This window comes from Clostridioides sp. LIBA-6622 (assembly GCF_056716095.1).
Map to the genome: position 1 here is coordinate 167,947 of NZ_CP196998.1, position 19,691 is coordinate 187,637.

The following is a 19,691-nucleotide window of genomic DNA, read 5'->3' on the forward strand; positions in this document are numbered from 1 at the left end:
CTTATGGACAAAGGGAAGCCAAAGTAAACTTATATGACCTAACTCTTAAAATATATAAATAATATTTTTTAGGAGGACACAAATAATGTGTGGAATAGTTGGATATTTAGGAAGTAGAAAGGCAGCAGAAGTTATAGTAGAAGGACTTTCTAAGTTAGAGTACAGAGGCTATGATTCAGCAGGAGTAGCAGTTAATAATTCTAATGGAGAAGAGCTTAATATTAGAAAGTTTAAAGGTAGACTATCTGTGTTGGCAGAAGATTTAGAAAAGAATCCTATTGATGGAAACTTGGGAATAGGGCATACAAGATGGGCAACTCATGGAGAGCCATCTGATGTAAACTCACATCCTCATTTTAATCAATCTAAAACAATAGCAGTTGTTCATAATGGGATAATAGAAAATTACATGGAAATAAAAGAAGAATTAATCTCTGAAGGTGTTAAATTTGAATCTCAGACAGATACAGAAGTAATAGCACATTTAGTAGATAAATACTATGAAGGTAATTTATTAGATGCTGTATATAAAACTATATCAAAATTAAGAGGAGCTTATGCACTAGGCGTTATATGTAAAGAACATGGAAATGAATTAGTAGCTGTAAGAAAAGATAGCCCTCTTGTAGTTGGTGTTGGAGAAGGCGAAAACTTTATAGCATCAGATATACCTGCATTATTAAAATATACTAGGGATGTTTATTTCTTAGAAAATGGAGAGATAGTTCATCTAAAGGATGAAAATGTAACAGTTTATGATTCTAATAGAAATTTAGTGGAAAAAGAAGTATTCCATGTAACTTGGGATGTAGAGGCTGCATCTAAGGGTGGATATGATTACTTTATGTCAAAAGAAATTCACGAGCAACCAACAGGTGTTAGAGAAACATTAGAAAGAAGACTTGATGACAATGGAAGTATAGTTTTAGATAGTATAAATATTTCTAAAGAAGATTTAGATAAAATAAATAAAGTTTATATAGTGGCTTGTGGAACAGCATATAATGCTGGATTACTTGGAAAGTATGCTATAGAGAAATTTGTAAATATACCAGTAATAACTGATATAGCATCAGAGTTTAGATATAGCGACCCATTTGTAGATGAAAATTCATTAGTAATATTAGTTAGTCAATCTGGTGAAACAGCAGATACTCTAGCAGTATTAAGAGATTCAAAAACTAAAGGAGCTAGAATACTTTCTATAACTAATGTTGTAGGTTCATCTATAGCTAGAGAATCAGATGATGTTTTCTATACTTGGGCAGGACCTGAAGTAGCAGTTGCATCAACTAAGGCATATACTACTCAAATAACTTCTCTATATATGATAGCTTTAGACTTTGCTATTAAAAAAGGTACAATAAATAGAGAATTTTATGATAGTATGATTTCTAAGATGAAAGAAATACCATCAAAGATACAAGAAATACTAGATAACGAAGAATATATAAAAGAAATTGCTAAAACAGTTGTGAGTTCTGACCATGCATTCTATTTAGGAAGAGGAATAGATTATAGTTTAGCAATGGAAGGTTCATTAAAATTAAAAGAAATTTCTTATATACATGCAGAAGCTTTTGCAGCAGGAGAATTAAAGCATGGAACAATAGCTTTAATAGAAAAAGGAACTCCTGTAATTGCTATAGCTACTCAAGAAAAATTATTTGAAAAAATGGTTTCTAATATGGAAGAAGTAAGAGCAAGAGGAGCTTATGTAATAGCTATAGCTCAAAGTCACAATAAAGATGTTGAGAAAGCTGCTGATAAAATAATCTATATACCAAATTCAGATGATATTTTATCTCCTATATTAGCTGTTGTACCAATGCAGTTACTTGCTTACCATGTTTCTGTACTAAGAGGATGCGACGTTGATAAACCAAGAAATCTAGCTAAATCAGTAACAGTTGAATAAAAATATATTAAAAATTAAATAGATAATATTTATTAAAAAGCTCATTCTATTATTTGTATTTTATAGGATGAGTTTTTTTATAAGAATTAGACTTGTTTTTTTGTTATAATTAATTTGATACTTTATGAGAAAATAGTTTTAACTTAATGAAACAATTTTAAATAAAAAAATATTATAAATAGGATAATAAATTATGTCAAATAATTTTAAAAAGAAAGAAAAAGAAGATTTTTTTGTTAATCTTGAATCAATTTCTACAGAATTTCTACAAGAAAAAATACAAGATAAATCTTGGATTGTAGTTGATACTCGTTTAAATGATGCATACAATGGATGGAAGTTAGATGGGGTAAAAAGAGGTGGTCATATAAAAGGAGCTGTAGACTTTTCTGCTAATTGGTTAAATGTATATTCGGATAAAAAGGATGAAGTACTGGAGCAAGCACTGAAGACTAAAGGAATTGATTTAAATAAAAATATAGTATTATATGATGCAAATGGAAAAGATTCTTTGTTTGTAGCAGAGTATTTGTTTAAAAAGGGATATAAGTATCTATATAAATATGACATTAAGCAATGGGCAGAGAATGAAAATCTTCCAATGGAAAGATATAAAAATTATCAAATGATAATGCCAGCTTTTATAATAAAAGAAATACTGGATGGAGGAATACCTGAGACATTCGAAAATTCCAAAAATATAAAAATGATTGAAGCAAGTTGGGGAGAAGGAAAAGAATCGTATGCAAAAGGTCATATACCTACAAGTGTTCATATAAATACCGATATTATAGAACCCCCTCCAACATGGATGCTAGCTAATGATAATAATCTGACTCAGTTTGCATTAGATTATGGATTTACAAAGGATGATACTGTAATAGTTTCAAGTGGTACAACTATGGCATCTTATAGACTAGCTGTTATATTGAGATATATAGGAGTAAAAGATGTAAGGATTTTAAATGGTGGAATAAATTCATGGATATCAGCAGGATATGAATTAGAATTTACTAGTAACACAAGGCATTCATGCACTAATTTTGGAGCAAATATACCAGCTAATCCACAATTAATCGTTACAACATCTGAATTAAAGCAAAAACTAAAAGAAAAAAATAAATGTGCATTAGTAGATATTCGTACTTGGAATGAGCATATAGGTAAAATATCTGGATATACATATTATGATAAAAAAGGACGTGTACCAGGTGCTTTATATGGGCATTCAGGCAGTGATAGTGTTTCACTAGAAGAATATCGTAATATTGATGATACAATGAGAAATAAATATGAGATTTTAGAAATGTGGAATAAAGGAAATATAGATGTGAATAAACAACTGATATTTATGTGTGGAAGTGGATGGCGTGCTGCTGAAGTATTAACATATGCAAATGTAATGGGTGTAGAAGATACCTCTCTTTATAGTGATGGATGGATGGGATGGAGTCTTGATAACTCAAATCCAATTGAAGTTGGAGAATATAAATAAAGTCTTTTAAAGTGCAATAGAATCACTTAATATAAAGGTGTATTCGCTTTATTAAGTTGAATATACCTTTATTATGTTTTAAAATATAAACAGAGTTAGAATATGATTATATAAATATAGACTTATTTAAACATATTATTAGCAGTATAGAACTATAAATTTATATTACGAGGTGTGAAATATGATTAGCAAAGATGAAAAAGCAAAGTTGAAAGCTGAAGGTATATTGGCTCAAAGCCAAGAAGGATATTTTTCAATAAGAATATTAAGTAGGGCTGGAAACTTTACAGCAGAACAACTTATTAACTTGTCAAAGTTGTCTGAAAAATATGGTAGAGGTTATTTGGGTGTTACTACTAGATTAGCTGTGGAAATACCATGGATAAAATATGAAGATATAGATTCAATAAAAGAAGATTTGAAAACTGTAGGTTTAGAACATGGTGGTACAGGAAAAAAAGTAAGACCACTAGTTGCATGTAAAGGTACTGTATGTCAACACGGAATATATGATACACAAGAATTATGTGGAAAGTTACATGATTCATATTTTGGATATGATTTACCATCTAAAACTAAGATTACTTTAGTTGGATGTCCAAACAATTGTGCTAAGGCTAATACTAATGATGTAGGTATTGTAGGACAAGTATATGTAAAATTTAATGAAGATAAATGTAAAAATTGTGGATTATGTACATCATCTTGTAGACAGAAATCAGTATATATGGAAAATAAGAAGTTAGTGTGGAATAAAGAAGAGTGTGTAAATTGCGGGAAATGTGCTCAAGTATGTCCATTTGGAGCTATGGAAGTTGATAAAAAAGGATTAGCTGTTTACCTTGGTGGTAGAATGGGAAGAGGTTATAGATTTGGAGATAGACTTAGCAACTTATATACAGAAGATAATATAGAAGAATTAGTTCAAGATGTATTTAATACATATAAACAATTAGCAAGTCCAGGAGAAAGAATAAGCAAAGTATTGGAAAGAATTGGTATAGAAGAGTTTGAGAAACATTTAATGAATATAAAATTACAAAATGCATAAAAATACATATTGAGAAAGTATATCTCTCTTAAATTTGTTAATAATTCTATTATACGGGAAAACATATTTAAGGGGGATTTTTTATTATGAAAAGAATACAATTAGCTATATGCTTTTTTATATTAATGACTATAGGGATGACTATATCTTATGCAGATACAAGTATAAATACTAGATATAATAGATTAATTAATGCGCTTGAAATTTCAGAAGCAGACTTCAAATTTTATAATGTTAAAATTAATTCTGTTATAAATTATAATTTATCAAATAAAGAATTTCGTAATATTTTTATAGAAATAATTAACAATCTAAAACTAGATGAAAAAGGAATAAATTGGAATCAAAAAGGGTATGGCGATAAAATACAATTATGTGCTACTATAAAAGGTAGCGATAAAGAAATTTCTATAAAAGGAATAAATAAAAATAATAAAGAAAGTTACATAATAGTTGACATATTGGACAACAAAGTATATAAACATAAAGAGGATATTTATAATAACGTAGAAGCTGTGTTAAATAAATATTCATCTCAAGTAGATGTGTCTGCTTGTATCGTTGGAGAATACACAAAAAGGTTACAAAACAACAAATATGATGATATTTTACAAAAAATATTATATAATATGAATGCTAAGCAAATAGATAAAGTTGAAGACGTAAACTTTTTATCAGTAACAGCATATAGTAAAGTATTAAATGATGATGATTTAGAATATTTAGGGGAAAAAATTAATTTAAATATAGGAATTAGATATAATGAGGATGAAGGAAAAACACTCATATATATTGCCACACCAATTATAAAATTAGATTATTAATTATGAGGAGATCAAAAAATATGGCTAAGATAATAGTAAAAAAGAGTAATCCACTTAAAGGTAGTGTTAAAATAGATGGCGCAAAAAATGCAGTTTTACCAATAATAGCAGCAACTTTATTAGCGAACGGAAAATCAACATTGAATGGAGTACCAAATTTAAGAGATGTTCATGTTATATCAGATTTATTAAGACATGTAGGTGCAGAAGTTGAATATAAAGAAAATATACTTACTGTTGATGCAAGTAATATAAAGACTTGTGAAGCTCCATATGAGCTTGTAAGAAAGATGAGAGCTTCTTTTTTGGTTATGGGGCCATTGCTTGCTAGATTTAATAGTACAAAAATTTCTATGCCAGGAGGATGTGCTATAGGAACAAGACCTATAGATTTACATTTAAAAGGATTTAAAGCTTTGGGTGCAAAGATAGAGATGGACCATGGATTTGTTGAGGCAGCAACAGAAAAGTTAGTAGGAAATAAATTATATCTGGATTTTCCATCTGTTGGAGCAACTGAAAATATAATGATGGCAGCTTCTTTAGCAGAAGGTACTACAATAATAGAAAATGCAGCAGAAGAGCCAGAAATAGTAGATTTAGCAAACTTTTTGAATGAAATGGGAGCAGATGTTAAAGGTGCAGGTACTAACACTATAAAGATAAAAGGTGTTAAAGAGCTAAAAGGAGCAGAACATAATGTAATTCCAGACAGAATAGAAGCAGCAACTTATATGGTTGCAGCAGCTATGACAAAAGGTGATATAACTGTTGAAAATGTTTTAATGGAGCATTTAAAGCCAGTTGTAGCTAAATTAAGAGAAGCTGGTTGCGAGATTACAGAGATGGACAATTCTGTTAGAGTAGTAGGTCCAAAGGTGTTAAAACCAATAGATATAAAGACTTTACCACATCCAGGATTTCCTACAGATGTTCAAGCACAATTTATGGCTATGCTTACTGTAGCAAACGGAACTGGTGTAGTTATAGAAACTGTTTTTGAAAATAGATTTATGCATGTTGCTGAGTTTAATAGAATGGGTGCTAATATAAAAATAGATGGAAGAAGTGCAGTTGTTAATGGTGTAGATGAATTACATGGTGCAGCAGTAAATGCTACTGATTTAAGAGCAGGTGCAGCCCTTATTTTATGCGGTCTTATAGCAGAAGGAGAAACTCAAATAGGAGAAATATACCATATTCAAAGAGGTTATGTTGATATAGATAAGAAGATAACAGCATTAGGTGGTCGAATCGAAATAGTAGAAGATTAATAATTGGTTTAGAGAAGAAAGTTATAAATTAATAGGGTTGTTCATATACTTAAATACAAGGTTTTAAAAGCTAAGGAGGAGAGTATATGAAGAACCCATTGGTTGTTTTGTTAGGATTCGTGACTTGTTCTGTGTTAGTTCCATCACTTATAACTTTAGTTTCTTATAAAAATGTAGAACTAACTGAAAAGCCAGAGAAGTCAGTTTCTATAAACAAAACTATTAAAAAAAGTGATATTAAAGAAGAAAGTAATGAAGAAAAAAAGATAGTGAACTATGAAACTGTAAATAAAAAAACACCAACCATCAATGTGTACAATCATATAAAAGGAAAAACTGAAAAAATGGACATGGAGAATTATTTATGTGGAGTAATAGCTGGGGAGATGTCTTCAGATTTTGACATAGAGGCTCTGAAAGCTCAAGCTGTGGCAGCTAGAACCTATGTAGTATATAAGCAAGAGCATGGACAATCAGGTAAGCATAAAAATGCAGTAGTATGTACTGACTATAAGCACTGTCAAGAATACAAGAGTTATGATACTCTTAAAAAATTGAATGGTGAAGAATGGATTAAGAACAAATACTCTAAAATCCAAGAAGCAGTTAGAGGAACTAAAGGACAGATAATAACTTATAATGATAAGGCAATACTTCCTCTTTATTTTTCTACATCTTCAGGAAAAACAGAAAACAGTGAAGAAGTATTTTCTGCAAAATATCCTTATCTAAAATCTGTAGAAAGTCCTTATGATAAGTATTCTCCTAAGTTTGCATCTACACTTAAAATAAGTAATACAGACTTTGTTAAGAGTCTTAGAAGAGCATATAGCACTATTGTAATAGATACAAATAATTTAAGTAAACAAGTTTCAATAACTCAAAGAAGTGATGCAGGAACTGTAGAAAAAATAAAACTAGGAAATAAAGAGCTGACTGGAACAGACATTAGAACTGTTTTTAAGTTGAACTCTGCAAACTTTGACATAAAATTTGGAGAAGGATACATAGATTTTGTAGTAAAAGGATATGGTCATGGTGTTGGTATGAGCCAGTGGGGAGCAGAAGGAATGGCAGAAGAAGGCTATAAATATTATGATATATTATCACATTACTACACAGATACAAAAATAAAAGATATATACTAATAATTGTATAAAATACCAAAAACACGTCAATAATCCAAATGTAGAAATATATTTGGAGGTGCAAAATGAAGAAAAAGCTGTTAGAAAAAGATGGTTTTTATTTATCTTTATTTGTATGTGTTTGTTTATTAGCAGTAGGTGGAGTTTGGTTTACAAATAATAATGTAGATAAATTAGCTTCTAATAAAGGAATGATAGAAAATGCTAATAAAGATAGTGAAGAGGAAATACATTTAATTGAAAAAGATAAGAAAGATGCTATTCCTACTTCAACAGATTCAAAACAAAACTTAGAAAAAGCTAAGTCAAAAGAGGAAAATAAGTCGAGTGCAACAAAATTAAACTACATTGGAGATAAAATAATAAGAGGATATTCAGAAAAAGAACCTAGTTACTCTAAAACACTAGATGTCTGGGAGACTCATAAAGGTGTAGATGTTAGTTGTACTAAAGGTAAAGAAATAAAATCTCTATTAAACGGAATGGTAGTAGATGTATTTGATGATGAAGAATATGGAAAATCAGTAAAAATAAAAAGTGACAATAATATTGTAGTTGTATATTCAAACTTAGATGAAAATGTTAGTGTTAAAAAAGAACAGAAGGTAACAGAAGGACAATCTCTAGGTACTGTAGGAAGCACTTCTCAAATAGAAAGTGAAGAGGGCATCCATGTACACTTAGAGGCATATAATGGAGAGAAATCTATAGACCCAATGAGTCTAATTAAGTAAAAGTATAACAAGTTTAATCATATTTGGTTAAGCTTGTTATATTTTTTGGTGTTTTTACATATATATCATTAAAGCTATTATGTGAGGGGGGTAATCTTTGAGATCTCATATAGAGGAAAGGGCCATAGTGGTAGCAAAATATATACTTGAAAAAAACACTACAGTAAGACAAACCGCCAAGACATTTGGAGTAAGTAAAAGTACAATTCACAAGGATGTTACAGAAAGATTGAAGGAAATAAATCCATCCCTTGCCAAAGAAGTTAAAAGTGTGCTAGACAAGAATAAATCAGAGAGACATATTAGAGGGGGATTAGCAACTAAATTAAAGTATGAGAAGGAACATAAAAAAATGTAGGTTAAAAACCTACTTTTTTTATTGAGTTAGATTATTGTAATAAATATATTAAATAATTATAAATAGCAAAATAATAATACCCTCAAAACATTTATTTTCTCTTGATTAAAGCGAGATTTTTGTATATGCTTTATTATAGGAGTATTAAAGTAGACTTATAATATAATCTAATATATAAATGAAGGAGTTGAAAAAATGGCTGGAGCTGATATAGGCATAGATTTAGGTACTGCAAATGTACTTGTTTATGTTAGTGGTAAGGGAATCGTTTTAGAAGAACCATCTGTTGTAGCAATAGATAATAGGACAGATTCTGTTTTAGCTGTGGGAGAAGAAGCTAAAAAAATGATAGGAAGAACACCAAGTAATATAGTTGCTATAAGACCTTTAAGAGATGGTGTAATTTCAGATTATGATGTAACTGAGAAGATGTTAAAATCTTTTATAGATAAGATAGTTGATAAAAAAGGATTTGGAAGATTCTTCATGCCAAGAATTATGGTATGTGTGCCAACTGGTGTTACAGAAGTAGAAAAAAGAGCAGTAGAGGATGCTACTAGACAAGCTGGAGCTAGAGAAGTATATATCATAGAAGAACCAATAGCAGCAGCCATAGGAGCTGGAGTAGACATATCTCAACCTAATGGTAATATGATTATAGATATTGGTGGAGGAACTGTAGATATAGCTGTAATATCTTTAGGGGGAGCTGTTGTAAGTGAATCTATAAAAGTTGGTGGAGATAGATTTGATGATTCTATAGTTAAGTATATGAAAAAACAACATAACCTTCTTATAGGTGAAAGAACAGCAGAGAAAATTAAGTTTGAAATTGGTTCTGCATTTAGGAGAGAAGAAGAAAAATATATGAAGATAACAGGAAGAAACTTAATTACAGGACTTCCTAGTTCTATAACTATAAATTCAACAGAAATGCTAGAAGCACTTAGAGAATGTGTTGAGCAAATAGTAGTTGCTACTCATGCTGTTTTAGAGAAAACACCTCCTGAATTAGCAGCAGATATAGGAGATGTTGGTATAATAATGACTGGTGGAGGTTCATTATTATATGGATTAGATAAAATAATAGAACAGAGAACAGGTATAACTGTTACAATAGCAGAAGAGCCATTATCTTGTGTTGCAAAAGGTACAGGTATAGCTTTGGGTTCAATAGATTTACTTGAAACAGGTGGGTCTTTTAGAAGAAAATAATTAGGAGAGTTTAGAATGCTAAATATAGATGAAATAAAGAAATTAATACCACATAGATATCCATTTTTATTAGTGGACAAGATTACAGAGTTAGAAGTTGGAAAAAGAGCTGTTGGTATAAAAAATGTAACAGTGAATGAGCCCTTTTTTCAAGGTCATTTTCCAGAATATCCACTAATGCCAGGAGTATTGATAGTAGAAGCTTTGGCACAAGTGTGTGGAGTTGCAATGATGTCTGTAAAAGAAAATAAAGGAAAATTAGGTGTATTTGCAGGTATAGATAAAGTTAGAATTAAGAGAGAAGTAAGACCAGGAGATACATTGACTATGGAAGTTGAAATGACGACTCTTAGAAGAAATATAGCTAAGGCAGATGCTAAGGCATATGTTGGAGAAGAGCTTGTCTGTAAAGGGGAATTAATGTTCGCTTTAGTGGAAAAGTAAAAATACAAAATTAAAAAGGTAGATAATTTTGAGTATTCTATCAGATACTCTAAAATATCTACCTTTTTATATAAAGAATTTTATCAGTTACTTCACATTGGACTTAGGTGGATACTAATAAAGCTAAGGCTATTGTTTCAGCTAAGTCCAATATAAAGCTAAGACGTATATTATTAAATGAAAGTCTATTGTTTTCATCAATTTTATCTACAATCCCTACTATAGAATAATTTCCTATTTGAGGTAGTTTTTTTCCAACACCTTTTCCGGGCAGGATAGGTCCTTCTCTAATCTGTATATTACCTATGTTACTCTGCGACCCCAAGCAAGCATCTATAGCCAAGAAGTTACCTTGTATATGTGTATTTTTTATAGTATCTAAAGACTCATATATATTTAAGGCGTGAATAGGGTTATCTAGTGTACCGTAAACGGGGTATTTAAATTTACTGTTCTTAAGTATTGTTCCAACTAAAGGGCCTAACGTATCACCTATAGCCCTGTCTGTTCCTATGCAAACAACAATCGTATTTTCATTAATTATAGTTTTTAGAACTGAACTTAGCATCTGTATAACATCATCATCGCTGTAATTTACTTTAGCTAAATACAATAGGAACACCCCCTTCAAAAAAATATATGAATAAAAGACAGTAAAAAGACCTAACTTTAAATTTCAGATAGGGATAATATTTTATTTGTCTTACAAAAAAAGGAATGGGAAAAATGTGACTAAAAATCTTGACAAAATTTTAAAAAAATAGTAAGCTAGTAAAGTAAAATAAAACTTAAATCTTGATTACCTTATCAAGAGCGGCTGAGGGATAGGCCCTGTGAAGCCCAGCAACCACCCAAATGGGAAAAGGTGCTAATTCCTACAAGACAAAAGTCTTGAAAGATGAGGTCAGTTAATTAGTATGCAATTACGATTATTAACCTCTTCTTATAAAGGAGAGGTTTTTTATTTTGAGTAAAATTTCTAAAATTAAAAATAAGGTAAAACCTATAATAAAAATTAAGAATGTATAAGGGGGAATAAAAATGGCAAGACATTTATTTACGTCAGAATCAGTTACAGAAGGACATCCTGATAAGATATGTGACCAAATATCAGATTCAATATTAGATGCATTATTAGAAAAAGACCCACAATCTAGAGTAGCTTGTGAAACTACAGTTACAACTGGATTAGTTTTAGTAGCAGGAGAAATAAGTACATCTGCTTATGTAGATATTCCTAAACTAGTAAGAGAAACAGTAAGAGAGATTGGATATACAAGAGCAAAATATGGATTTGACTGTGATACTTGTGCAGTTATAACTTCTATAGATGAACAATCTGGAGATATAGCTATGGGAGTTGATGAAGGTCTAGAAAGTAAGACTGGAGAAGAGATAGAAGAAGAAATAGAAAAGGTTGGGGCTGGAGACCAAGGAATAATGTTTGGATTTGCATGTAATGAGACTCCAGAATTAATGCCACTTCCAATATCTTTAGCTCATAAGTTATCAAGAAGACTTACAGAAGTTAGAAAGACAGGTATAGTTGATTATTTAAGACCAGATGGAAAAACTCAAGTTACTGTTGAATATGAAGGAAATAAAGCTATAAGAGTGCATACGGTTCTTATATCAGCTCAACATTGTGAAACAGTATCAAATGATAAAATAAGAGAAGATATAATTAATCATGTTATTAAAGCAGTTATACCAGCTGAATTACTTGATGAAGAAACTAAAATTTATATAAATCCAACAGGAAGATTCGTTATAGGAGGGCCTCAAGGAGATACAGGTCTTACAGGAAGAAAAATAATAATAGATACTTATGGTGGATATTCTAGACATGGTGGAGGAGCTTTCTCAGGAAAAGACCCTACAAAAGTTGATAGATCTGCTGCTTATGCTGCTAGATATGTTGCTAAAAATATTGTTGCAGCTGGTCTTGCAGATAAATGTGAGATAGAACTTGCATATGCTATAGGTATAGCTAGACCATTATCTATATTCATAGATACTTTTGGGACAGGCAAAGTTTCAGAGGAAAAGCTTGTTGAATTAGTAGAAAAACACTTTGATTTAAGACCAGGAGCTATAATAAGAGACTTAGATTTAAGAAAGCCTCTTTACAAAAAAGTTGCTGCTTATGGTCACTTTGGTAGAACTGATATAGATTTACCTTGGGAAAAAATTGACAAAGTTGAGCAATTAAAAAAAGATGCTTTAGGTGAATAATTTTTAACTAAGAAACTGTTAGAATGTAATTCTATGATTACTTTCTAACAGTTTTTTTATTGTAGATTAAATATTTTTAATAAATGTTAATTTTTCATCATATAATAAATAAACAGTATTTAATTAGAATAGTATATTTTATTTTATAATATTATACTAAATGAGTACATATTATGGTCAATATGTTAAATAATGGTTAAGATTGTGTTAACTACTGTTAAATAATTAAAAATATATTGAAATATCATAATAATACGTCTAATATAATCTTAATAAACTTACACTTAAAAAATTATTTTAATTAGGGGGGAGTAGTGTATGTCAGGCAAAGTAAATATTAAAACTGTTATAAGTTTTGCTGGAGCTTATGTAGCTACTGTAATAGGTTCTGGATTTGCAACTGGTCAAGAGATATTGCAATTTTTTACGTTTTATGGATATGCTGGTATTATAGGTGGAATAATATCTATGGTATTATTTTCATGGTTTGGAGCAGAAGTTATAGATAAAGGAAGAGAGTTAAAGCTTAAAGAGCCAATAAAGATTTATCAAGTATATTGTGGAAAATATCTTGGTACATTCTTTGAATGGTTTGGACCATTATTTTTATTTGGAACACTAGTAATAATGATTGCAGGAGCAGGAGCTACACTATCAGAGTACTATGGATTAAATCCATATGTAGGTAGGATTGGTATGGCAATCGTTTCCCTAATAACTGTTTCTTTAGGTTTAACAAGACTTTCTAAGATACTAGGTAATATAGGTCCTATAATAATAATATTTACACTTTTAGTAGGAGCTATTAGTTTATGTAGCAATATTGATGCTTTACCAAATGCTGGGGCTATGGTTGATAGTCTAAATATCAAAACTGCTACATCAAGTGGGTATTTCTCAGGTGTACTTTATACTTGTTATAATGTAATAATAGTAATCACATTCTTGACAGGAATGGGTTCTTCTGCAGTAAATAAGAAAGATGCTGTGTGGGGTGGTATAGTAGGTGGAGTAGCCCTTATGGCAGCAGCTATAATGATGAATTTAGCATTACTTTCAGACATAGGAAATATATATACAAAAGAGATACCAGCACTTTACTTAGCTGATAAGATATCTCCAATAATAGGTATTTTATTCTCAGTAGTACTTTTATTAGGAATATACACAACAGCAGTACCACTATTATGGTCAGTAACTAACAGATTTGTAGAAGATGACCATCCTAAATTTAGAATGATAACAATAGTAGTAAGTATATTAGCATGTATAGGAGGCCTATTACCATTTGATAAACTAGTAGGAACACTATATCCATATACAGGTTACATGGGAATTTTAATTTTACTATGTATGCTTTATAGAAGAATTACTAAGACCAGTGGATATAAGGAAAACAAATCTGAAATAAGTTAGCATTAGAATAAATTTATCAAATTTACTTTATAGATACACATAAAGCAATTAAAATAAAATAGGTATTGAAATATGGCACCTGTCTTTTAAGGTGCCATATTTTTTGGATGCACAATTTTTTTGTTTCTGATAAAATGTATAATAGTTGGAAATTACGTTAAGTATAAAAATATAAAAACTTTTCTAGCACTATCATAGTTTAACATATAAAATACACTAACTTAACTGGAGCGAGTATTAGTATTTTTAGGAGATAAAAATGGAAAAATTAGAAGGAATGATAAGTGAAATAGTCTTTAAAAATGAGGACAATGGATATACAATAGCTCATCTAGTAAATGAAAAGGATGAAATTGTAATTGTAGGGTGTATGCCTACTTTGGCAATTGGAGAAAGTATAGAAGTTGAAGGTAAATGGGTAAACCATAAAATTTATGGTACTCAGTTTGAAGTGAATAGTTTTATGCCAGTGACACCCTCATCCTTAGAAGGAATTTATGTTTATTTATCTTCTGGAATGATACATGGTATTGGTGAAAAAATGGCTAAGAGAATAATTGATAAGTTTGGTGTAGATACACTAAATGTGATACAAAATTCACCAGAAAGACTGCAAGAAGTAGAGGGTATAGGGAGTAAAAAGATAAAACAAATAGTAAAAAGCTATGAAGAAGATAGGGAACTGAGAAATATAATAATAGAACTATCTCCTTTTGGAATAACACCAAATTACTGTTTAAAAATATATAAAAAATATAAAAGCAATGCAATAGAAGTTATAAATAGAAATCCATATCAACTTGCTGAAGATATAAGAGGAATTGGATTTAAGGTGGCTGATAGTATAGCTAATAAAATTGGTATAGATAAAAATTCCAAAGATAGAGTTTGTCAGGGAATTTTATACACTTTAAATAAATCTCTAGGCAATGGACATACGTACTTACCAGAATATGTTTTAATACAAGATTCGGAAAAATTATTGGAGTTAAATGGAGAGATAATAAAAGAGTGCATAATGATGCTAGTTTATAATCAAAAAATACATATAGAGAAAGTAAACAATGAAAATCTTATATATCTTATGCCATACTATTTAGCTGAAAATGGAGTGTGTAGTCAAATAGTAAAATTATCACAGTATGAATTCGAAGACCTGAAAATAGATCTAGATAGTGAAATTAATATTTTGGAAGAAGATAAAAAAATCAAGTTAGCAGAAAAACAAATTTTAGCAGTTAAAGAATCTATTAATAGTGGAGTATTAATTATAACTGGTGGTCCAGGAACTGGTAAGACAACCACTATTAATTCTATCATAGAAATATTTGAGAATAATGGTAAAAGTGTAACCTTAGCAGCTCCCACAGGAAGAGCAGCAAAGAGAATGAGTGAAACTTCTGATAAAGAAGCAAAAACTATACATAGACTGTTGGAAATGGGTTTTTCAACAGATGATGATTTAACTTTTTTCAAAGATGAAGAAGACCCAATAAATTCAGATGTAATAATTGTTGATGAGGTCTCAATGGTAGATATTATTTTAATGTACAACTTGCTTAAAGCTATAAAACTAGGAACAAGGGTAATTTTGGTTGGAGATAGTGACCAATTACCTTCTGTAGGAGCTGGAAATGTACTTAAAGATATGATTGATTCTAATATCATAAATGTAGTTAAATTAAATGAAATTTTTAGACAAGCACAGGAGAGCATGATAATTGTAAATGCTCATAAAATAAACAATGGAGAGCCACTTTATTTAAATACAAAAGAGAAGGATTTCTTTTTTATAAGAAAATCTACTAATGAAGAAATATTAAATGAAATAATAGGATTAGTTAATGAAAGATTACCTAAATTTTATAAAGTTGATAAATTAAAAGATATACAAGTTTTATCTTCAATGAGAAAAGGAGAGTTAGGAGTCACTAATCTCAATATAGAGTTACAAAAGTATCTTAACAAAAAAGAAAAATTTAAAGTTGAAGAGAGTTTTTCTAAAAGACTGTTTAGAGTTGGAGATAAAGTAATGCAAGTAAAAAATAACTATACAAAAAAATGGGAGACAGAAGACCAAAAAGAAAGTGGAGAGGGTATTTATAATGGAGATATAGGATATGTTTACCACATAGATAAAGATAAGAAAACTATATATGTATTATTTGACCAAACTAAAATTGTATCCTATTTATATGATGAACTAGATGAAATTGACCATAGTTTCTGTACAACGATACATAAAAGTCAAGGAAGTGAATTTCCAGTTGTGGTATTACCAATAACTTGGGCTCCTCCTATGTTACTTAGCCGTAATTTATTATATACAGCTGTAACAAGAGCAAAAAAATTAGTTGTATTAGTTGGGGATGTAAAATATCTTGAATATATGATAAAAAATAATAGAGTGAATCAAAGGTATTCAAATTTAGGATATAAGTTGAATAAATTTAAACGAGAAGGGCTGTTGATAGAATAAATATGAAAGTATGCAATGATAATTTTATTAAGCGTTTAAAAAATATGATTAATAAATGTTTGGATTTTATATATCCAGAGAATATAAGTTGCATAATTTGTGATAAATCCATAAAGAAAACAAATTCTTATTCAATATGCAAAAGCTGTTTTAATGAAATGAATTTTATACAAGATGGTTGTATGAAATGTGGAAAACCAATAATACGTCATTCAATTGAAAAGGAGTTTTTTGAAGTATGTAGCTATTGTTTTAATAAAGACTTTTATTTTGATAAATCTATATCTTGTATTGAATATAATGATGTAACCAAAAAGATAGTATTAGGACTAAAATATAATCAAAAGACATTTATGGCTAAGTATATAGCTCAAATAATGAAAGAAAAGTTGTATTTAGAAAACTTGAAATTTGATTATATACTATTTGTCCCTCTTCATAAAAAAAGACTGAATAAAAGAGGTTTTAATCAGGCACAAAAAATAGCCTTTAATTTAAGTAAGATACTTAATATTCCATTATTAGATTGTATAAGTAGAAAGAAATATACTAGAATGCTATATAAATTAAACAAAAAAGAAAGAAAAGAAGAACTAGAAAATGTATTTGAAATTAAAGAAAATATAAAATTAATAAATGATAAAAATCTACTTTTAATAGATGATATATTTACTACTGGTTTGACAACAAATGAAATTTCTAAACTTCTAAAGTTATCTGGTGCTAATAAGGTGTTTGTATTGACTCTACTGACAAGATCAAGTGATAATTATATTATGGAATAATCTTATATGTTGACAATTTTAATTTTAAAGATTAAAATGAATAAGTGATATTTAGGTCTGTGGTTGAAAGTCCAAGCCAGTCGCAGGCAAAAGGATCCACGTAAGTTAACACTAAAAATTGGGTTAATGATCATGGTGCGGCTTAGAAGTAAGACCTACCGATAATAAAATCGAGAGAGAGTAGTAGTGCGGCGAACCCAAGCGAACCCTCCAGTAGGCGAGTGTGGGGTCAAAAACCAGGTCAGCTAAATATCATATTAAAGAGAGCTAGCATAATACTTTTATGTGTAGCTCTTTTTTGTATATAATAAATTAAAGTTAAGTCATAAAGGGGTGATATATTTGAATAAAAGACAGGAAAACTTGTTAACAACATTGCTATTAGAAAAAGATTTTATAAATGTAAATGAAATTGCCAATGATTTTGAATGCTCAGAAAGAACGATAAGAAATGACTGTAAATATATTGATGACTGGTTATCTACTTTTTGTAATGCTTATATAAAAAGAAAACCTAACATAGGAATTAAATTTAGTGGAGATGATACAGATAAAATACTAGTAAATCAGAAGTTACGAGGTGAAGTTAAAAGAGTAAATAGTAAGCTACACAAGCAAGTTGAGATATTGAATCTACTGCTTTGTAACAATAAAAAAATCACTTTAAATGATTTATCTAATAAATTGTATATAAATAAAAATATAGTAAGAGAAGAAATAAGTAAATTGTCAGTGGCATTAAATAACTATAACTTAAATGTCTCAACTAAAAAAGGTAGTGGTATATGCGTTGAAGGGGATGAGAAAGATATAAGAGTAATGCTAGTATCATTCTTGTTTAAGTACATAGACAAATACAGACTCAATATAGATGAAGTAGAATATTTCCATATAGTAGATATAATAGTTGTCAAAAACATAATGTCTACTATAGAAGAAAATATGGATATAAGACTTACAGATATATCATTTAGGCAATTAATGTTGTTTTTACTTATAAATATAATACGAATAAGACTAGGAAACTCTTTAGAAGTATTAAATGCTAAGAAAGAACTAAAGTTAAAAATGCTTATTTTAGATGTAGAAGATGAATTAAATTCTAATTTATCTATAGTATTAAATCATGAAGAAAAATTGTTTATAGAATCTTTAATATTTGGGATGAATAAGCAAATAAATAGTAGTAACACTAAAAGAGCACTGTATTTAAATGAAGAATTAGCAGAATATACAAAAAAAATTATAAATTTAGTGTCAGAGGAATCAGGAATAAATTTCAATAATGATATACTGCTTTATGAGCAATTAATATGTCATTTAAATGTTACAATGCACCAAATGAAAAGTAATGTCTATCTGGAAAACCCACTATTAGATAATATAAAGACTAAGTTTTGTTTTTTATTCACAGTAATATCAAATTCAATAGGAATTGAATTAAAAGGAGAGCAAATAACTGAAGATGAAATAGGTTATCTTACGCTTCATTTCCAAACTTCTCTAGAAAGAAAATATAACAAAAGGGAATTAAATAAGAGAGCAAGTATTGTGTGTCCGTTTAGTTTTGGGGTAAGTATGCTATTAAAAGTAAAAATAGAAAAGAGATTTGATAATATAGAAATTGTTGAAACTTTAAGAGAGGAAGATTTAAAAAGAGATAACTTTAATAAAACAATAGATTTTATAATTGCATTTCAAGAATATGAAAATATTCAAAAGCCAATTTTCATAACAACTCCATTATTTACTGATGAAGATGAGAATAAGCTCAAAGAATTTACAAATAAAATAAAAGAAAAAAATACCTCATATAAACTTATGAACAGATTAATGATGTCTGATTATTTAATAAGAGAGTTAGAGCATGATGATATTTATGAAGCTATAACATATTTAACTAATTTATTGATTGAAAAGCATTATGCAGAAAAGGCGTATTTAGAATCTATTATAACAAGAGAAAAATCATATCCAACTAATGTTGGTAAAGGGATATTATTTCCTCATGGGGACATGAAATATATAAAGCAATCTGTGTTATGTTTTGCAAGATTAAAAACGCCAATAAAAATTAGAAATGGAAAAGATATAAATATTATACTTTTATTAGCTTACAAAAAAGATGATGATAGAAAAGTATTTAGAGAGTTATTTAAAGAAATATCTAGTTTAACCGAAGATGAAGAAATGTTAGCTACTTTAACTAAATGTAATATAACAAAAGTAAAAGATATTCTTATATAAAATTCATAGTAAAATGTGAATAAGCACAAAATTTTCCATGTGATGGAAAAAGTTGTGCATGTTTTTTT

General features: G+C 29.2%; 16 protein-coding genes and 1 riboswitch. Of the genes, 15 read left to right on the plus strand and 1 reads right to left on the minus strand.

Annotated elements, in window-relative coordinates; genetic code table 11:
• The first annotated feature begins 85 nt into the window (after positions 1-85).
• The 10 genes from glmS to fabZ all read left to right on the plus strand — a co-directional run bounded on the left by glmS (position 86) and on the right by fabZ (position 10,461).
• Positions 86-1,918 (plus strand): glutamine--fructose-6-phosphate transaminase (isomerizing), encoded by a 1,833-nt coding sequence (gene glmS / locus ACTG47_RS01155; RefSeq protein WP_479925798.1) that lies wholly within the window; start codon positions 86-88, stop codon positions 1,916-1,918.
• A 193-nt stretch (positions 1,919-2,111) separates the two neighbouring features.
• Positions 2,112-3,413 (plus strand): sulfurtransferase, encoded by a 1,302-nt coding sequence (locus ACTG47_RS01160; protein WP_479925799.1) that lies wholly within the window; start codon positions 2,112-2,114, stop codon positions 3,411-3,413.
• Between the two features lie 181 nt (positions 3,414-3,594).
• Positions 3,595-4,464, plus strand: coding sequence for a 4Fe-4S binding protein (locus ACTG47_RS01165; RefSeq protein ID WP_169469752.1), 870 nt, complete (start codon positions 3,595-3,597; stop codon positions 4,462-4,464).
• A gap of 86 nt (positions 4,465-4,550) precedes the next feature.
• The gene (locus ACTG47_RS01170) at positions 4,551-5,288 is read left to right on the plus strand and encodes a YwmB family TATA-box binding protein (protein WP_479925800.1); all 738 of its coding nucleotides are present in this window, start codon (positions 4,551-4,553) and stop codon (positions 5,286-5,288) included.
• 20 nt (positions 5,289-5,308) lie between these two features.
• A complete protein-coding gene (gene murA, locus ACTG47_RS01175) occupies positions 5,309-6,562 on the plus strand; it encodes a UDP-N-acetylglucosamine 1-carboxyvinyltransferase (RefSeq protein ID WP_169469750.1) in 1,254 nt (417 codons plus the stop codon).
• An 86-nt stretch (positions 6,563-6,648) separates the two neighbouring features.
• The gene (gene spoIID / locus ACTG47_RS01180) at positions 6,649-7,710 is read left to right on the plus strand and encodes a stage II sporulation protein D (RefSeq protein ID WP_479925801.1); all 1,062 of its coding nucleotides are present in this window, start codon (positions 6,649-6,651) and stop codon (positions 7,708-7,710) included.
• Positions 7,711-7,775: 65 nt separating this feature from the next.
• Complete coding sequence (locus tag ACTG47_RS01185; RefSeq protein ID WP_479925802.1) at positions 7,776-8,444, plus strand: peptidoglycan DD-metalloendopeptidase family protein; 669 nt, start codon at positions 7,776-7,778, stop codon at positions 8,442-8,444.
• Between the two features lie 97 nt (positions 8,445-8,541).
• Positions 8,542-8,802, plus strand: coding sequence for a sporulation transcriptional regulator SpoIIID (spoIIID, locus tag ACTG47_RS01190; protein WP_044212029.1), 261 nt, complete (start codon positions 8,542-8,544; stop codon positions 8,800-8,802).
• 195 nt (positions 8,803-8,997) lie between these two features.
• Positions 8,998-10,017 carry a rod shape-determining protein MreB gene (mreB, locus tag ACTG47_RS01195; RefSeq protein WP_169469747.1) on the plus strand — a complete coding sequence of 340 codons (1,020 nt, stop codon included), beginning with the start codon at positions 8,998-9,000 and terminating at the stop codon, positions 10,015-10,017.
• 15 nt (positions 10,018-10,032) lie between these two features.
• Entirely contained in the window at positions 10,033-10,461 is a 429-nt protein-coding gene (gene fabZ, locus ACTG47_RS01200) for a 3-hydroxyacyl-ACP dehydratase FabZ (protein ID WP_479925803.1), read from the plus strand.
• Between the two features lie 103 nt (positions 10,462-10,564).
• On the opposite strand, the gene yyaC is transcribed toward fabZ, so the two are convergent.
• Positions 10,565-11,074 (minus strand): spore protease YyaC, encoded by a 510-nt coding sequence (gene yyaC, locus ACTG47_RS01205; RefSeq protein WP_161803358.1) that lies wholly within the window; start codon positions 11,072-11,074, stop codon positions 10,565-10,567.
• Positions 11,075-11,262: 188 nt separating this feature from the next.
• A riboswitch (SAM riboswitch) is annotated at positions 11,263-11,366 on the plus strand.
• A gap of 136 nt (positions 11,367-11,502) precedes the next feature.
• On the opposite strand from yyaC, the gene metK reads away from it, so the two are divergent.
• The 5 genes from metK to ACTG47_RS01230 all read left to right on the plus strand — a co-directional run bounded on the left by metK (position 11,503) and on the right by ACTG47_RS01230 (position 19,623).
• The gene (metK, locus tag ACTG47_RS01210) at positions 11,503-12,696 is read left to right on the plus strand and encodes a methionine adenosyltransferase (RefSeq protein WP_479925804.1); all 1,194 of its coding nucleotides are present in this window, start codon (positions 11,503-11,505) and stop codon (positions 12,694-12,696) included.
• Positions 12,697-13,014: 318 nt separating this feature from the next.
• Positions 13,015-14,112, plus strand: a complete 1,098-nt coding sequence (locus ACTG47_RS01215) for a YkvI family membrane protein (RefSeq protein ID WP_479925805.1) — start codon at positions 13,015-13,017, stop codon at positions 14,110-14,112.
• A 259-nt stretch (positions 14,113-14,371) separates the two neighbouring features.
• Complete coding sequence (gene recD2, locus ACTG47_RS01220) at positions 14,372-16,591, plus strand: SF1B family DNA helicase RecD2 (RefSeq protein ID WP_479925806.1); 2,220 nt, start codon at positions 14,372-14,374, stop codon at positions 16,589-16,591.
• A 44-nt stretch (positions 16,592-16,635) separates the two neighbouring features.
• Positions 16,636-17,376, plus strand: a complete 741-nt coding sequence (locus tag ACTG47_RS01225) for a double zinc ribbon domain-containing protein (protein WP_479925807.1) — start codon at positions 16,636-16,638, stop codon at positions 17,374-17,376.
• Between the two features lie 333 nt (positions 17,377-17,709).
• The gene (locus ACTG47_RS01230; RefSeq protein ID WP_479925808.1) at positions 17,710-19,623 is read left to right on the plus strand and encodes a BglG family transcription antiterminator; all 1,914 of its coding nucleotides are present in this window, start codon (positions 17,710-17,712) and stop codon (positions 19,621-19,623) included.
• Positions 19,624-19,691 lie beyond the last annotated feature (68 nt).

Excerpts from the sequence above, each read along its gene's own strand:
- glmS (WP_479925798.1), top strand. The coding sequence starts at position 86 with ATGTGTGGAATAGTTGGATATTTAGGAAGTAGAAAGGCAGCAGAAGTT.
- ACTG47_RS01160 (WP_479925799.1), top strand. The coding sequence starts at position 2,112 with ATGTCAAATAATTTTAAAAAGAAAGAAAAAGAAGATTTTTTTGTTAAT.
- ACTG47_RS01165 (WP_169469752.1), top strand. The coding sequence starts at position 3,595 with ATGATTAGCAAAGATGAAAAAGCAAAGTTGAAAGCTGAAGGTATATTG.
- ACTG47_RS01170 (WP_479925800.1), top strand. The coding sequence starts at position 4,551 with ATGAAAAGAATACAATTAGCTATATGCTTTTTTATATTAATGACTATA.
- murA (WP_169469750.1), top strand. The coding sequence starts at position 5,309 with ATGGCTAAGATAATAGTAAAAAAGAGTAATCCACTTAAAGGTAGTGTT.
- spoIID (WP_479925801.1), top strand. The coding sequence starts at position 6,649 with ATGAAGAACCCATTGGTTGTTTTGTTAGGATTCGTGACTTGTTCTGTG.
- ACTG47_RS01185 (WP_479925802.1), top strand. The coding sequence starts at position 7,776 with ATGAAGAAAAAGCTGTTAGAAAAAGATGGTTTTTATTTATCTTTATTT.
- mreB (WP_169469747.1), top strand. The coding sequence starts at position 8,998 with ATGGCTGGAGCTGATATAGGCATAGATTTAGGTACTGCAAATGTACTT.
- fabZ (WP_479925803.1), top strand. The coding sequence starts at position 10,033 with ATGCTAAATATAGATGAAATAAAGAAATTAATACCACATAGATATCCA.
- metK (WP_479925804.1), top strand. The coding sequence starts at position 11,503 with ATGGCAAGACATTTATTTACGTCAGAATCAGTTACAGAAGGACATCCT.
- ACTG47_RS01215 (WP_479925805.1), top strand. The coding sequence starts at position 13,015 with ATGTCAGGCAAAGTAAATATTAAAACTGTTATAAGTTTTGCTGGAGCT.
- recD2 (WP_479925806.1), top strand. The coding sequence starts at position 14,372 with ATGGAAAAATTAGAAGGAATGATAAGTGAAATAGTCTTTAAAAATGAG.
- ACTG47_RS01225 (WP_479925807.1), top strand. The coding sequence starts at position 16,636 with ATGATTAATAAATGTTTGGATTTTATATATCCAGAGAATATAAGTTGC.